This window comes from Halobacillus sp. BAB-2008, from assembly GCF_000328325.1.
Classification (GTDB): domain Bacteria; phylum Bacillota; class Bacilli; order Bacillales; family Halobacillaceae; genus Halobacillus.
Genome location: NZ_ANPF01000040.1, coordinates 1 through 15327 on the forward strand (window position 1 = coordinate 1; position 15327 = coordinate 15327).

General features: G+C 46.0%; 12 protein-coding genes. 10 read left to right on the forward strand and 2 right to left on the reverse strand.

The window, feature by feature from the left end:
* Positions 1–56: 56 nt before the first annotated feature.
* Positions 57–302: a hypothetical protein gene (locus D479_RS09685; protein WP_008636395.1), complete on the reverse strand. Its 246-nt coding sequence runs from the start codon at positions 300–302 to the stop codon at positions 57–59.
* Between the two features lie 234 nt (positions 303–536).
* On the opposite strand from D479_RS09685, the gene D479_RS09690 reads away from it, so the two are divergent.
* The 3 genes from D479_RS09690 (at position 537) to D479_RS09700 (ending at position 3921) form a co-directional block, all read left to right on the forward strand.
* Positions 537–1583 (forward strand): metalloregulator ArsR/SmtB family transcription factor, encoded by a 1047-nt coding sequence (locus D479_RS09690; RefSeq protein ID WP_008636397.1) that lies wholly within the window; start codon positions 537–539, stop codon positions 1581–1583.
* Entirely contained in the window at positions 1580–2815 is a 1236-nt protein-coding gene (locus D479_RS09695) for an MFS transporter (protein WP_008636399.1), read from the forward strand. The genes D479_RS09690 and D479_RS09695 overlap by 4 nt, the downstream gene beginning before the upstream one ends.
* A gap of 155 nt (positions 2816–2970) precedes the next feature.
* Positions 2971–3921 carry a ribose-phosphate pyrophosphokinase gene (locus tag D479_RS09700; protein WP_008636400.1) on the forward strand — a complete coding sequence of 317 codons (951 nt, stop codon included), beginning with the start codon at positions 2971–2973 and terminating at the stop codon, positions 3919–3921.
* A 40-nt stretch (positions 3922–3961) separates the two neighbouring features.
* Here the strand turns inward: D479_RS09700 and D479_RS09705 are convergent, their stop codons facing one another.
* A complete protein-coding gene (locus D479_RS09705; RefSeq protein ID WP_008636401.1) occupies positions 3962–4735 on the reverse strand; it encodes an alpha/beta fold hydrolase in 774 nt (257 codons plus the stop codon).
* Between the two features lie 222 nt (positions 4736–4957).
* Here D479_RS09705 and D479_RS09710 point away from each other — a divergent pair, with 222 nt between their 5' ends.
* The 7 genes from D479_RS09710 to D479_RS09740 all read left to right on the forward strand — a co-directional run bounded on the left by D479_RS09710 (position 4958) and on the right by D479_RS09740 (position 15306).
* Complete coding sequence (locus tag D479_RS09710) at positions 4958–5314, forward strand: hypothetical protein (protein WP_008636402.1); 357 nt, start codon at positions 4958–4960, stop codon at positions 5312–5314.
* 202 nt (positions 5315–5516) lie between these two features.
* Complete coding sequence (locus D479_RS09715; protein ID WP_008636403.1) at positions 5517–7058, forward strand: response regulator transcription factor; 1542 nt, start codon at positions 5517–5519, stop codon at positions 7056–7058.
* Between the two features lie 9 nt (positions 7059–7067).
* Positions 7068–8873, forward strand: coding sequence for a sensor histidine kinase (locus D479_RS09720; protein WP_008636404.1), 1806 nt, complete (start codon positions 7068–7070; stop codon positions 8871–8873).
* Positions 8874–8996: 123 nt separating this feature from the next.
* On the forward strand, positions 8997–10292 hold the full coding sequence (locus D479_RS09725; protein ID WP_008636405.1) for an extracellular solute-binding protein: 1296 nt from the start codon (positions 8997–8999) through the stop codon (positions 10290–10292).
* Between the two features lie 125 nt (positions 10293–10417).
* Entirely contained in the window at positions 10418–11350 is a 933-nt protein-coding gene (locus D479_RS09730; protein WP_008636406.1) for a sugar ABC transporter permease, read from the forward strand.
* Entirely contained in the window at positions 11347–12174 is an 828-nt protein-coding gene (locus D479_RS09735) for a carbohydrate ABC transporter permease (protein ID WP_008636407.1), read from the forward strand. Before D479_RS09730 ends, D479_RS09735 begins: the two co-directional genes overlap by 4 nt.
* Before the next feature lie 30 nt (positions 12175–12204).
* Complete coding sequence (locus D479_RS09740) at positions 12205–15306, forward strand: glycoside hydrolase family 2 TIM barrel-domain containing protein (protein WP_008636408.1); 3102 nt, start codon at positions 12205–12207, stop codon at positions 15304–15306.
* Positions 15307–15327 lie beyond the last annotated feature (21 nt).

A 15327-nucleotide genomic window follows, 5' to 3' on the forward strand; every position in this document is an offset into this window, starting at 1 on the left:
CTTGTTGAGAGGAAACAGGGGCTTTTTGGATTCATTTCTTATGAGTAGTCGTTTTATTACCAAGGAAGTTGGGACTCATGGCATTCAAATGTCCCTAACCAACCGGATAGAGCACAACCGCCCCAGAATCCTACGCGTCCACTTTTCCAATCGCTTCCGAAAGAAGTGGAACCTGCGTGGTGAAGGGTGTCGGATGTCATGCTTTTTGCTTCCACGACGGAAGAGGTCGAACCTGTAACGTCCCCAAAGCTCAAGATACCTACAGCGGCTAAAGCGATTCCTACTTTTGCAAGTTTCTTCATAAAACATAACTCTCCTTTTGTTTTGTCATGGATGAGGATTAATTGGAAGTTTTTATCACATTACCAATTGATTCCATGCTTTTCAACGAAATAGGAGGATTTCGGCACTTTATTCCTATGACTGAATGTGCTGTTTACTACAGAAGTAGCAAGAAAGGATTTTCGAGGCTTTTTCATTTTAAATAGTTTGAATATTGTGTTCTATATGTATAGAATATAGGTAGGAGGGATAATATGGAATTATTTTCTGCAGGGACGAAGCTGAACAGAGAGACGTATGAGGTGGAGGTGAAGTCTTCTTTATTATGGGAAGCGGCTCTTGGCATTGCAGCCATTACCAACGATTCCTTATTGGACACGCTGGAATGGAAGGAGAAAGATCGGGAATTGATTCTTGCCTCTTTCTCAAGCGATATGATCGACCACCTATCCTATGTGAAAGAACATAATACATGGAAGACGCTTTTGCAGCTGCTTCATCAAGGGGACTTTACACAGATGAGTGAATTTCAGTCCTTTATCGAAGGGCTGTCGAATGAGGAATTGAAATCCTATGCTGTTCCTTATCTTGGGAGAAAGTATGAGGCCAGAAAACAAGAGCTTTTGGAAGGTTCTGAGGAAGCGCTGCATGTGCTCCAGAAAGAATTAAAGAATCATCCTTTCCTGCCCGGCTACTTGGCATTTATTATGCATGTTTCCGGCACACAGTTGAAGGAGCACTTGGGGAAGGTGATGGAAGGCTGGTTTGAGACCGTGATACGTCCGGATAAGGAAAAGCTTTCTTCCATTTTAACGAGAGATCATATTTCTAAACAGAAGAGGCAGAAGCAGATGAATGCGGAACAGCTTGTGGAGTGGGCAACAGATGGAGTGAAGTATCTCCCGGAGCCGGGAGTCCATAAAGTTATCCTTATCCCTCACTATATTTATCGTCCGTGGAATGTGGAGGCCGACTTGGAAGGCGTGAAGGTGTTTTACTATGCAGCAGCGAATGGAAGCATCTATCCGGAAGCGGATGTTCCGAACAAACAGCTGGTGCAAAGATACAAAGCGCTGGGGGATGAAACACGTTTGAGGGTATTGAAGCGGCTGATGGAGGAACCGCATTCGCTCCGATCGTTGACGACAGAGCTGGGAATGGGAAAGACGACCATTCACCATCATTTGAAACTGTTGAAATCTGCGCGACTTGTTAAGCAGGAAGGGAATGTTTATGAGGGAAATCCGGAAGTAATTGAATCTATGGGAACAGATATGAAAGCTTATTTGGGATGTAAATGAGGAGGGGAGCCGTTCCAGACGTTGTCGAAGATAAGAGACGATACACCTTTCGTCATCCGGCTTTCCGGTTCATTGGAGGGAATCTTGTATCTTTCTTCGGAGATCAAATCTACTTGATTGCTCTGCCACTGATTGTCTTATCCATCACAGGTTCTCCTTTAAGTATGGGAATCGTTGCGGCATTGGAAAGGCTGCCTGTTCTCCTTCAGCCGGTGGCTGGTGTGTGGACGGACCGTTTCAACAGGAAGTTCCTTCTTTTGGGAAGTGACCTGTCCCGATTTTCAGCTATTGGACTTTTAGGGATTCTATACATAACGGGTCAGCTGGAAATCTGGCATCTGTATGCAGCAGCACTGTTTGTGGGCGTGTGTACCCAACTCTATCAAACATCTCAGTTTGCTATTCTTCCTGAATTAGTAAAAGAGGAAGAGCTGCCGGCTATGAATGCTGTCAACAGTGGAACTTTTCAGGCTGCTGTGTTTCTGTCCCCGGGGCTTGGAGGGATTCTTCTGAGTATTTGGAACCCCGGAGTTGGATTGATCCTGAATAGTTTCTCGTTTCTGATCGGGGCTTTGGTCGTTTGGAGCCTTCCTATACAATCGCCGTCATGGAGTGGAAAGAACAAAGACGGAATGATATCCGGGTTGAAAGAAGGGTTTCGTTATGTTTGGTCTGTCAAAGCGATTCTTCACACGAACCTTGCTATGCTGTTTTCTGTTTTCGGAACGACCATGTTTCTTACCATGTACATTGTGCATTTGAATTCCACCATTAACATGGCCACCGTCCCCATTGGTTTTCTTCTTTCTGTTGGGGGCATTACAGCTGTGGCAGGATCCTTAGCGTCCAGCTGGCTCAGTAAACGAATGACATACCGGACGCTTCTCTTCTGCACAGGCGTTCTCGGCGGGGCGTCTATTGCAGGTTTCGCGGCAGGAGGGTCTTTCTGGTGGCTTGCTGTGATGAATGCCGTCGGTACAGGAACAGCTTCCATCAGCAGTCCATGTATCCTTACTATCCGTCAGCAGGGGAGTCCGGCGCATCTGCTCGGGAGAGTGCAGGCGACAAGCCGCTTCATGACGTGGTCCCTCATGCCGGTTTCCGCTTTATTTGCAGGATGGCTGGCGGAAGTGTACGGGACAACTGTTCCTATTCTGACAGGAGGATTACTTGTCCTGTCGGCCTCCTTTTTTTATCTTCATCCTGCCTTGGATAAGAGAAGGAGGATCTGAGGGAATAAATGGAACAGGAGTCTGATTTAAGCATAGGGGATTTTGATGCTATAATAAGAAGGTGTACTTTCCATTTATAGGGGCGGAAAACGCTGCTGTATTTTTTTCATAAACCTTAAGCCGGTTTTCACTTTTTTTGTACGGGAGAGATCTATATGAGTTCAGAATCAAAGATGAAGCTGTTCAGCATGAATTCCAATGAGCCGTTGGCGGAGGAAATAGCGGACATTCTGGAAGTACCTTTAGGAAAGAGTTCCGTCATCCGTTTCAGTGATGGAGAAATTACGATCAACATTGAAGAAAGCGTCCGCGGGGATGATGTGTATATCGTCCAACCGACGTCCCAGCCTGTCAACGAGAACTTGATGGAGCTGCTTATTATGATTGATGCGATGAAACGTGCTTCTGCGAAGACGATCAACGTCGTCATTCCTTACTTCGGTTATGCACGTCAAGACCGAAAGGCACGTCCTCGTGAGCCGATCACTGCGAAATTGATTGCAAACCTTCTGGAAACAGCGGGCATATCACGTGTGATCACTCTCGACCTGCATGCGCCTCAAATCCAAGGCTTCTTCAATACGCCGGTGGATCAGCTGCTTGGTATTCCGATTCTTGCACAGTATTACAAAGAAAATTATAAGAATCTGCAGGATACAGTCATCGTTGCACCGGATACGAGTGGTTTAAGCCGCGCAAGAAGAATGGCCAACATTCTGGATCTGCCGATTGCTTTCGTAGATAAGCGCAGGCAGGGGCCGGGAGAACCAGGTCAGGTTAATGTCATCGGTGACATAGAAGGCAAACACGTAATTATCGTGGATGATATGATTGATACCGCCGATACAGTTACAATTGCTGCGGAAGCGCTCCTCAAGCATGATGTGAAAGATATCTATGCCTGTGGAACTCATGCCGTACTTTCGGATCCATCTGTGAAGAAAATCGATCAATCGCCGATCAAAGAGCTGCTTGTAACCAATTCTATTTTCCTTCCGGAGGAAAAGCGGATCTCTAAAATCAAGTCGCTGTCTGTGGCACCATTGCTTGCAGATGCACTCCTTCGTGTCCAACACGAGCACTCCGTCAGTGTTCTGTTCGATTAATAGAAGACAAAAAAGCTGCCATTGCCTGGCAGCTTTTTTGTTAGAGATCGACTTTTGGTAAGGCGTAGTGCAGGTGGTTCTGAATGAAAGCATGGGTGTGCTCAATGATCGTTTCCTGATCATTATCCATCGATGCGACATGGTAAGAGTCCTCAAGCACCACTTTGGACTTCTGCTTCGAACCAACACGTTGAAGGATGAAGTCGGTGTTTGCCGGTGGAACGACATGATCGATCCTGGATTGGAAACAGCTGATCGGACAGGATACGGCGGGAAGCCGTTTCTGGACCACTTCCATGTATTGAAGCAGCTGTCGATATGCAAATCGCGGGGTTCTGGTATAGGTGATTTCTTCCACGTCGTTTTTCTTGATGTCCGGACGTCCTTCTTCGATCCACATCGGACAATCATTCCTGTTATAAGTAGAGAAAGAGGGGATGGACATAGCTGGATTAATCAACAGGATACCGTCTATTGCCTTATGCCGGCTGGCAAGGTCGAGCGTCAACGTGCCGCCCATCGATTGACCGACAACATAAACCCGGCCGCACTGGGCGCTTAACTCGCTGTAGGCTTCTTCCAAGCATAAGAACCAGTCGGAGAAAGAACAGTGCTTCAGATCTTCCCCATGTGTTCCATGGCCTGCAAGCCTTGGTGCTTTAACGGTGTAGCCTTTGGATGCAAACGCCGTCCCAAGGTCCTTCATGCTTTGTGGTGTACCTAAAAAACCATGACACAAAAGGATCCCGACGCCGTTACTGCCTTCGTACGTAAACGATTCTGCTCCATTGATTACCGGATATGATTCGTACATCCTTCCACTCCTTTGTCCTCTTGAGGATCGAATTTGCTATTATTGGTATTAAACTACAATAATTCCTATCAGTCAACTAGGTATTAAAAATAATTTAATTCTTCGGTTGTCTTCTGGGAATTTCAGCTTTACATACGTAGCGCATATTGTATAATTTTAAATAGTAATCGTTACTCTTTAATTATGTTATGTATATTCAGCAAAAGAATCGAGGGAAAAGGCGTGAGTCATTATCTGCGCAACATACTAAAAAAGAATGTCCTGCTTCAGATGAATCCTGACAAAAGAGAATTATATACCTATGTCATTCAAATGGAGGATGAACTTGCAGAAACAGTGTCGACCCCGGACGATTTCATTCGATTGATAAGCAGCGATCAACCACACCGGAAGGCCGCCCGAAGGTTTGGTATGACGTTGTTTGAACTTCTTCAAACCATGAAAGATCTGGAGAGAGACATCCATCAGCATACGCTTGAGATGGAAGCAGCTGTCAGATGGATAGACTATACAGAAAAGATGGGAAGGGAAGACGGTTTCCGCTGCTTCCTTGTCTATATTCCTTCTCCCCGCTTATGAAAAGGACCAGGATGCTGGTCCTTTTTTTTTTTCTGTCAGAGACCTCGCATGGATTGCTGTTTACGGTTTAAAAAAATGACATTAGAATATAGGTATAAAGAATTTTCTGCAAAAACCCTGGTTTCCTGGTGAAGATGGGTTCAGCTGACAGAGAAAGGCAAACAGGATCAAGCCTTGGGAATGAAAGCGGGGAGGGGTTCGTATGGAAGATTTATATCGAGTGGTCATTGTAGATGATGAAATGCTGATCAGGCAGGGGATCATCAATTATATCGACTGGGAGAGTCAGGGATTCCGTATTGTGGGAGAAGCATCAAACGGGAAAGAGGCGCTGCAGCTTGTCGATGAGCTTCATCCACATCTGCTTATTACGGATATCGTTATGCCGGGCATGAACGGAATTGAATTAGTGAAGGCCGTCAAGGAACGGCATCCGTCCGTTGAAATTATCGTACTGAGCAGTTTTGAGAACTTCGACTATGTGCGTTCCGCCTTTCAATTCGGTATTGCCGATTATATATTAAAGCCGAAATTGAACGGGGAAGAGCTGATTCGGACGTTAAATCGGATTTCGCCGAATACAGCAGACAACCCGGTTGAATATGAAAAAGATATCTCCTTGGAAGATCTTTTGCGTAAGAAATTGGAGGGACAGGAGTGGACGGCGGAAGAAGAAGAGAAGTTACAGGCATTCCCGCAGGGAGCCTACACGCTCCTTGGATTGACCGAGACCCGACGGAATGGCGGCAATTCGTCACTTATATCTCTGCATCAAAAATTATCCGAAGAGGGAGCGATTAAAGGAATTGAGTGGATCGCTGACGTTGAAAGCGATTTCAATGTGGCTCTGCTCATTTATGACTCCCTTCATACAGCTGCTGTCCAAGAAAGGCTGGTACGTTTCTCCGATGAATATGAAGGAGTCGGAGACCGCGCTCCGTGGGTCGTCAGTGCACCGTTTTTCTCTCTTAAGGAAGTCGGTGAAGTCTATCGCGACCAGGTTATTCGCTTGAAAGAATACGCCTTTTATATGCCGGAAGCTCCTATTCTTATGGAAGGGCTGCTGCCGGACTTGGAGCGGAAGGAGCGCCCATTCGATTTAAGTGGTTTCATTGATCGCTTCAAGCAGCGGAAATTCGATACGGCCATACAAAATTTAAGAAGGCACCTCGATGCCTTGACGAGTGATTATACTCTCGATATCTTTGAGTTTAAATCTTGGATGGAGAACGTCATTTTTAACAGCATTGTTCTCCTCGGCAATATGAAATATCCGGTGGATGACCTGGAAACGTTAAAGTATGAATACTTTGCAGTCATCAACGAGGCTGGGAATGTAAATGATGCGGTCGCACCTTTTTATGATTTTTTGGAGAAGGTTCAAGTGGTCGTTCAAGAGGATACCCAGAGGGAATGCCCGACCGATGTCCAGCGTCTGCTGCAATATATAGAAGAACACTATGCGGAACCGCTGTCCTTGACGACGCTTGCCAACTATTTTCACTTTAACGCATCTTATTTATCTACGTATTTCAGTACGCACCTTCATATCGGTTTCAGCGATTATTTGAACAAGGTGAGGATTGAGAAAGCGAAACGGCTGCTGGAATCGACGAATACGCCTGTAAGCGAAGTGAGTGAGCAGGTCGGTTATTCTGATCCAAGCTACTTTGGTAAAGTATTCAAGCGGCTGGTCGGTTCCTCTCCGGGAAAGTATCGTAAAAAAGCTATGGCAGCGAATTGAGGAAACCAGATGAAAAGACTGCGAGAATTTATTCGGAACAATCGGTTGTTCATGAAGATGTTTTTGGTCATGGTGATCAGTATTGTCGCTGTTTCGGTCTTAATTGCCTTCAGTACGATTCGAATGTCCAATAATTTATTCATGGAAACCTTCAGTATTACCAATACGAAAGTGTTGAATCAGATCAAGCAGGAATTCGAATCTTTCAGTAATGCAGTCGCATCTACTACCATGAATGTCCAGGATAACGGGACGATCAAGCGACTGCTGACGAGAGAGGATATGAATTCGGTAGAAGAATCGAAGTCGTACTACGGGATTACAGAACAGCTGGACCGTATTTATACAGATAGTCTGAATCAGGCTAATATGATCGTACTTGGCAACAATGGCCGTCTGTTCAATATGAAATATAACCATTGGCCTGTCACTGCAGATGCTCTGATCAACCATCCAATTACAGAAAATCTGCAGAAGAACCCGGACGAAATTCTGTACCAATTCATTCCTGCCAGTGAAATTTCAAATGGCAGAGATATGGTCGTTGCTTCTAAAGCCTTGACGGAAAGGTCGACTGGCAATATCTATGGATATGTATATATTCCCATCCGGGAAAGGGACGTTCACGCCTTTTATGAAGGGTTTACGAGTGAAGGGAATAGTGTGCTTGTCATGAACGGCCAGGGGGAGATCGTTTCCAGTAATAGGTCTGAATGGATCGGACGCCGTACCCCGCACCTTCTTTCCGTTGCAGAAGCTTCCGATGTAAACCGTAAGGAATATAGAGATGCGGAGGCGTTCGATAAGGACTATTTAATGATGTCAGAATCTCTGCCGGCTTTGGACATGTATGTCATTAATTTGATCGATCAGGAGGTCGTCGTCAATAACTTGATTGATACGAAGGAACTGGTGATGATCAGCGTAGGAATCGTCATCTTGGCCGTAGGAATCGTATTCATTATATCGAGGAGGATGACCAATTCCTTGAGCAGGCTGGTCGGACAGATTTCCAATATGTCAAAATACGATTTCCGAAAGCCGGTAGACGAAGAGGGTGGATACGAAGCCAGAAAGCTCGGCGAGGCTTTCAATTATATGTTGAACGAGCTTCAGGATCATGTGGATATTCTGCTGAAAACGCAGCGGCAGGCGAGAAAAGCGGAACTTGAGGCCCTTCAACACCAGATCAATCCCCATTTCTTATACAATACGTTGACTTCTGTTAAATTCATGGTGAAAGAAGGGAAGAAAGAAGAAGCATTCGATACGATCGATGCGCTTATTCCTTTGCTGCAGAATGCACTCGGAAACGTGGATGAAACCATTACCGTAGAGCAGGAAGCTGCGAACATCGAGCACTATATCCTTATTAATCGGATGCGTTATGGAAACAAAATTAAGGTGAATACGCTTATTTCCCCTGACTGTCTTCATTATCATTTACCTAAGCTGGTGATCCAGCCTTTCCTGGAAAATGCTTTCTTTCATGCATTTACGGACAAAAAGGAAGGCTTCATTCAAATTCTCATTGCCCAGCGGGAGGACAAACTGGTCTGTGAAGTTGTGGATACAGGAGACGGCATGCGGATGGAAACGTTCCGAAATCAGAAGGAGAAACGAAAGTTGTTCAGCGGTATAGGGATTCGGAACGTACATGATCGAATCCAGATGTTGTTCGGAGAACATTACGGAGTAGAAATAGCCAGTGAGTGGAAAAAGGGCACGAAAGTGAAAATAGTTCTACCATTACTCGAAGGAAATCCTAAAGATATGACCATACCTATAAATAATACCAAAATAGGTCCATCGTAATCATAGAAACTCCAAAGATAGTTAAATAATTTTCTAAAGATCGTTCTAACGGTCTTTTTTTTTATCCGTTATGATAAATATAGGCGTAATGATAACGCTTACAAATAAAAGGGGGTTTTCGTTGTGAAAGGTTTTCTTTTTAAGAAAAGTTGGGTGTTCGCTTTAGCTCTGATCGCTATTTTCACACTTGCTGCTTGTTCTTCGGATGAATCGAGCGGTAGTGATGGAGGTGGGGAAGATTCCAATAAAGTCACAGCATGGGCGTGGGATCCGAAGTTCAATATAGCAGCATTGGAAATTGCTAAAGATGCCTACGAAGGCGATGCAGAAATCGAAATTATTGAAAATGCTCAAGATGATATCGTACAGAAATTGAATACAGGACTCAGTTCCGGAACAATGAAAGGTATGCCGAACATCGTTCTGATTGAAGACCAGCGTGCTCAAAGTTTCTTGAAATCTTATCCTGATGCTTTTTATCCAATTGATGATTATATGAATCCAGATGATTTCGCATCCTATAAGATCGCTCCGACGAGCTTGGATGGAAAGCAGTACGGACTTCCTTTTGATACAGGCGTTATGGGGCTTTACTTCCGTACGGACTACTTGGAAGAAGCCGGTTATACGAAAGAAGATCTGACAGACATCACGTGGGATGAATTCATTGCCATCGGTAAAGACGTGAAAGAGAAAACAGGAAAAGACATGGTTTCCATGGATCCTAATGATCTTGGAATCGTCCGTGCCATGATCCAGTCTGCTGGTAAATGGTATGTCGAGGAAGATGGAGAAACATTGAACATTGAAGGTAACGAAGCACTGAAGAAAGCGTTCGAAACTTACAAGTCCATGATGGAAGCGGATATTGTGAAAGCGAATTCAGACTGGAGTCAATATGTCGCTGCCTTTAACAGTGGAGACATTGCGACAGTTCCGACTGGTAACTGGATCGGTGCAAGCATCATGGCGGAAGAATCCCAGTCCGGTAAATGGGCGGTCGCTCCAATTCCAAAACTTGATGTAGAGGGTGCCGTCAACGCATCGAACCTTGGAGGAAGCTCCTTCTATGTGTTGAACATCGATGGGAAAGAGAAAGCAGCTGAATTCCTGGGTGAAACTTTCGGAAGCAATACTGATTTCTATCAGGATCTAATTACGGAAGTAGGAGCTGTCGCTACGTACTCTCCAGCAGCAGAGGGAGAAGCTTATCAGCAGGAAAGCGAATTCTTCGGCGGACAGAAATTGGTCTCTGACTTGTCTGAATGGACAAACGAGATCCCGGCTGTCGATTACGGAACGCACACGTACGCCATTGAAGATATCCTTGTAGCGGAAATGCAGAACTACTTGAACGGAAAAGAATTGGATGCTGTGCTCGCAGATGCTCAAGCTCAGGCAGAAGCGCAGTTGAAATAATTCCGTTAGAAATCAGTCAGGACTGATTCACTAAAAAAGGGGTTCTTGGGAAGTGTTCATGCTTTCGAAGAATCCCTTTCTTTACAAAAAAGTGTGGATCAGGCGGAAAGAGGAGGAAGTACAAAATGAGCAATTCCATGGAAAGTACCAGTTCTACTTATGTGGAGAAAAGTAAGAAGAACGGAACGAAACGGTGGTTTAAAAAGAATTATGTCGGTTGGTTGTTCATCATCATTGCCATTCTTGGAATCGCAGTGTTCTATTTCTATCCAATGTTACGAGCTTTGCTGCTGTCCTTCCAATCCGGTATGGGAGCCAATCTTGAATATGTAGGGCTGGATAACTATATTCGCCTCTTCAGTGATCCCACCTTCATAGCAGCTCTGACAAACACGTTCATTTATCTTCTTGTGCAAGTGCCTGTCATGATCATTCTGGCTCTGGTCTTTTCGGTCATCCTGAATGATTCGACGTTGAAATTCAAAGGATTTTTCCGGACGGCAATTTTCCTTCCGTGTGTCACTTCATTGGTCGCCTATGCAGTTATCTTTAAATACTTATTCGGTGTCGATGGTTTAATCAACACGTTCCTGTTGGATCTTTCTCTCATTTCGGAACCGTTGAACTGGCTGGCGGATCCACTGCTTGCCAAGATCACGATCATTCTTGCCATCACATGGCGCTGGACGGGTTACAATATGATTTTCTATCTATCGGCCTTGCAGAACGTAGATAAGTCCATGTATGAGGCGGCAAAAATAGACGGTGCGTCAAGCATTCAACGTTTCTTCTATATTACTGTCCCTATGTTAAAGCCGATCATCTTGTTCACTTCCATCATGTCTACGATCGGAACACTTCAGATCTTTGATGAAATCATGAACATCACAGGTGGTGGACCGGGTAACGCAACCCTATCTATCTCCATGTACATCTATAATCTATCATTCAAGTACAGCCCTGATTTTGGTTATGCAGCGACTGTATCTTACGTAATCGTTATCCTTGTGGTTATCTTCTCGCTAATTCAATTTAAAGTGGCAGGTGAAGAAAAATGAAGAAAGCAAAACGAATCGGTGTCTATGTGTTTTTGAGTGTCGCGGCGTTGTTCTCTATCTTCCCGTTTTTGTGGATGATTGTGAGCATGACCAACAAGTCGGTGGACGTTACTCAAGGGCGCTTGCTGCCGGGTACCCATCTATTTGAAAACATCCGTGTGTTGTTCGAGTCAGTGGATGTCGTCACGGCGCTCGTAAACTCTACGATCATTGCCGTCATCACGACATTTTTGACTTTGTTGATCGGTTCCCTTGCTGGTTATGGGTTTGAAATTTACCGCTCACCGGGCAAGGACCGCATATTTAATGTTCTTCTTCTTTCTATGATGATTCCGTTTGCAGCCATCATGATTCCGCTTTACCGTTTGTTCGGAGGCGTATCTTCCACCATCCCGTTTCTTGGAATCGATACCCTCGCGGCTGCCATCCTGCCGACCGTCATTACGGCATTCTTTATCTTCTTCTTCCGTCAGAATACGAAGATGTTCGCGAAGGAATTAGTGGAAGCCGGGCGTATGGACGGGTTGAGTGAGCTGGGTATCTTCTTCCGTATCTACCTGCCTACAATGAAAACGACGTATGCAGCTGCAGCGATCATTGCATTTATGAACAGCTGGAACAACTATCTATGGCCGTTGGTCATTTTGCAGTCGCCTGAAAACCAGACGATCCCGTTGTTAATTTCCAATCTTGGTGCAGGATATTCTCCGGATTACGGAGTAATCATGACTGCCATTGTTATCGCGACACTGCCGACAGCGCTTGTATTCTTCATTATGCAGAAGCATTTCGTAGCTGGAATGATGGGTTCTGTCAAAGGTTAAGAGAAACAGCTGATATAAGGAGGTTCATCCATGGAATTAAAGCCGCATGATTATGAAAATATCAAGGTGTTGGAACGGAATCGTAGAAGAGAGCGGGCACACTTCTTTCCTTATAAAAAGGAACAGGCAGCATGGACGTTTGAGAGGGAGTGTTCGCCTTCCTTCCAATCTCTCAACGGAAATTGGAAGTTCCATTATGCTGAAAATCCGCTTGATGCCCCGGAACGTTTCTATGAAACGAATTATGATGTCATGGATTGGGAGGAGCTTCCGGTCCCCTCGTCCTGGCAGATGCACGGCTATGGGAAACCGGCTTATACGAACGTTGTCTATCCATTCCCTGTCGATCCACCCTATGTACCGGATGAGAATCCGACAGGGTCCTATGTACGGGAATTCTATGTTCCTGAGGAGTGGCTGGAGGAGAAAGTATTCGTCAAATTCGAAGGAGTAGACAGTGCTTTCCATTTATGGGTGAACGGAAAAGAGGCAGGATACAGCCAGGGAAGCCGTATCCCCTCTGAGTTCGACCTTACTCCGTTTCTTAAAGCAGGTACGAACAGAATCGCCGTTCGGGTATATCAATGGTCGGACGGTTCGTATATAGAAGATCAGGATATGTGGTGGTTGAGCGGCATCTTTCGGGATGTCTATTTGCTTGTCGTTCCAAAAGTACATATCGACGATATCTTCGTGAAGACGGTATGGAAACAATCGTCCGATGTCGCAGAGTTGGTCGTGGAAACCAAGGTGGAGAACGGAACAGGAAAAGACATATCCGGTTATTCGCTTGACTATCAATTCTTTGATAAAGAGAAGCAGCCTGTATTCTCCGAAATCCATGATCCGTTGGAAGACCTGGCACCTGTCCGTGAATTCTCTGTAATGAAGCCACGGCTTTGGTCTTCAGAAGATCCTTACTTATATACGTTACTCCTTACCTTGAAAGACGGGGAAGGAAAGACCGTAGAGATTATCCCTTTGAAAGTCGGGTTCCGTTCCATTGAGCTTGTAGATGGACAATTCCTTGTCAACGGCGCTGCTGTGAAACTGAAAGGCGTCAACCGCCATGATCACCATCCGGAACTAGGCCGTGCCGTTCCTTTCGAGTGGATGAAACAAGATGTTCTTTTGATGAAGCAGCATAACATCAACGCCGTCCGTACGGCCCACTATCCTAACGATCCAAGATTCTATGACTTGTGTGATCAATACGGCTTGTACGTCATTGATGAAGCGGATTTGGAATGCCATGGTTTCGAAGTCATCGGGGACTGGAATGCACTGAGTGATGACCCTGAATGGAAAGATGCTTATGTAGACCGAATGAAGCGGATGGTTGCCCGGGATAAGAACCGCCCGTCCATCATCATGTGGTCGCTTGGGAATGAGTCCGGTTTCGGAAGCAACCATCAGGAAATGGCCCGCTGGGTGAAGGAATACGATGACACGCGTCTGGTTCATTATGAAGGGGAGAGTCGCGCCCTTGCTTCCTCGGAACGCTTCTATGATCCGAAAATAGATCCGGAAGCTTCCGATGTATTTACAACGATGTACACGTCTGTAGAAGAAATGGAGGCATTAGGGAAGCGTAAGGATTTGAAGAAGCCGCACATATTGTGTGAATATGCCCATGCCATGGGGAACGGACCTGGAGGATTGCAGGAGTACTGGGATACCTTTTATCGATACGACCGTCTGCAGGGAGGATTCGTATGGGAATGGCTGGACCACGGAATCTTACAGACGAACGAAGACGGTGAGGAATATTATGCCTACGGAGGGGACTTCGGTGAACGTCCTCACGATTCCAATTTCGTTATCGACGGTTTGGTCATGCCGGACCGCACCCCGTCTCCGGCGCTTGCAGAATACAAAAAGGTGATAGAACCTGTACGTATGGAAGCGGCAGACCTTGCAAAAGGGACAATCGACGTAACCAACCGCTATGATTTCCTTTCTCTTGACCACCTGCACGCTTCCTGGAAAGTGATGGAAGGAGAACGCTGTCTGGATAGTGGAGTGGTTTCATTAGAAGGGATCATGCCGGGCGAATCGAAAACGGTGGACATTCCTTTTCTATCTCTGAAGGATAAAGCGTTCGAAGAGGAAGTATGGCTGACAGTAGAATGCAGGCTCGCTCACGAAACAGACTGGGCGGAGACTGGGCACGAGATTGCCTGGGCGCAGTTTGAGCTTCCGGCACAGCTATTGACGGTTAATAATCAAGCAGAGCCCCATTCGCCGATTACGCGGGTAGAGGACGAGCGACACCTTCGCTTGGACGGAGGTTCTTTCGCCGCCATATGGTCGAAGAAGGACGGCATGCTGACGGAATGGACGTATCAAGGGATATCCATGCTCGAGAAAGGCCCTGCTCTTCATCTGTGGAGGGCACCTATTGACAATGACCTATGGGGACAGGATCAATGGAAGGAAACCCCTTCGATAAAAGAGTGGAGAGACGCCGGGCTTTCGGATATGCGTCATCGCCTGCGATCGCTTCATTATCAAGCACATGCTGATAACCGGATGGAGGTTACGGTAGAAACACGTGTGGCTCCACCGTCCCTGAACTGGGGCTTGGACGTGACCTATCGTTACCTTGTACAGGAAGACGGCATCATCGATCTTCAGGTGAAAGGGGAACCTTACGGGAAACCCCCGGAAACCTTCCCGAGGATTGGTTTAAAAATGGAACTCCCAGCCGGACTGGATCACGTAAAATGGTTCGGACGTGGACCGGGTGAAGCTTATATCGACAGCAGGCAGTCGGCCCGTATCGGAGTATGGTCCAAGCACGTAGAGGAGCTTCGTACTCCTTATGTCTTCCCTCAGGAGAACGGGAATCGTCATGAAGTCCGCTGGATGAAGCTTCATCGTTTAGATGGGATAGGTTTGCAGGTGAAGAGTGCTTCTTTGTTCGACTTCAACGCCCACTATTACACCGTCGAAAACTTGGAAGCTGCCAAACATACGTATGACCTGAAAAAAGAAGACTTCCTGACGCTTTTGATAGACCATCGCCAGCATGGGTTGGGGTCTGCAAGCTGTGGACCGGATGTATTGGAGAAGTATCAGCTGAAGAGCGGGCCATTCCAGTTCAGGGTGTCCATGGTGCCCACCATCTGATAGCGGTCCGCCTCGCTTGTA

Excerpts from the sequence above, each read along its gene's own strand:
- D479_RS09685 (WP_008636395.1), bottom strand. The coding sequence starts at position 302 with ATGAAGAAACTTGCAAAAGTAGGAATCGCTTTAGCCGCTGTAGGTATC.
- D479_RS09690 (WP_008636397.1), top strand. The coding sequence starts at position 537 with ATGGAATTATTTTCTGCAGGGACGAAGCTGAACAGAGAGACGTATGAG.
- D479_RS09695 (WP_008636399.1), top strand. The coding sequence starts at position 1,580 with ATGAGGAGGGGAGCCGTTCCAGACGTTGTCGAAGATAAGAGACGATAC.
- D479_RS09700 (WP_008636400.1), top strand. The coding sequence starts at position 2,971 with ATGAGTTCAGAATCAAAGATGAAGCTGTTCAGCATGAATTCCAATGAG.
- D479_RS09705 (WP_008636401.1), bottom strand. The coding sequence starts at position 4,735 with ATGTACGAATCATATCCGGTAATCAATGGAGCAGAATCGTTTACGTAC.
- D479_RS09715 (WP_008636403.1), top strand. The coding sequence starts at position 5,517 with ATGGAAGATTTATATCGAGTGGTCATTGTAGATGATGAAATGCTGATC.
- D479_RS09720 (WP_008636404.1), top strand. The coding sequence starts at position 7,068 with ATGAAAAGACTGCGAGAATTTATTCGGAACAATCGGTTGTTCATGAAG.
- D479_RS09730 (WP_008636406.1), top strand. The coding sequence starts at position 10,418 with ATGAGCAATTCCATGGAAAGTACCAGTTCTACTTATGTGGAGAAAAGT.
- D479_RS09735 (WP_008636407.1), top strand. The coding sequence starts at position 11,347 with ATGAAGAAAGCAAAACGAATCGGTGTCTATGTGTTTTTGAGTGTCGCG.
- D479_RS09740 (WP_008636408.1), top strand. The coding sequence starts at position 12,205 with ATGGAATTAAAGCCGCATGATTATGAAAATATCAAGGTGTTGGAACGG.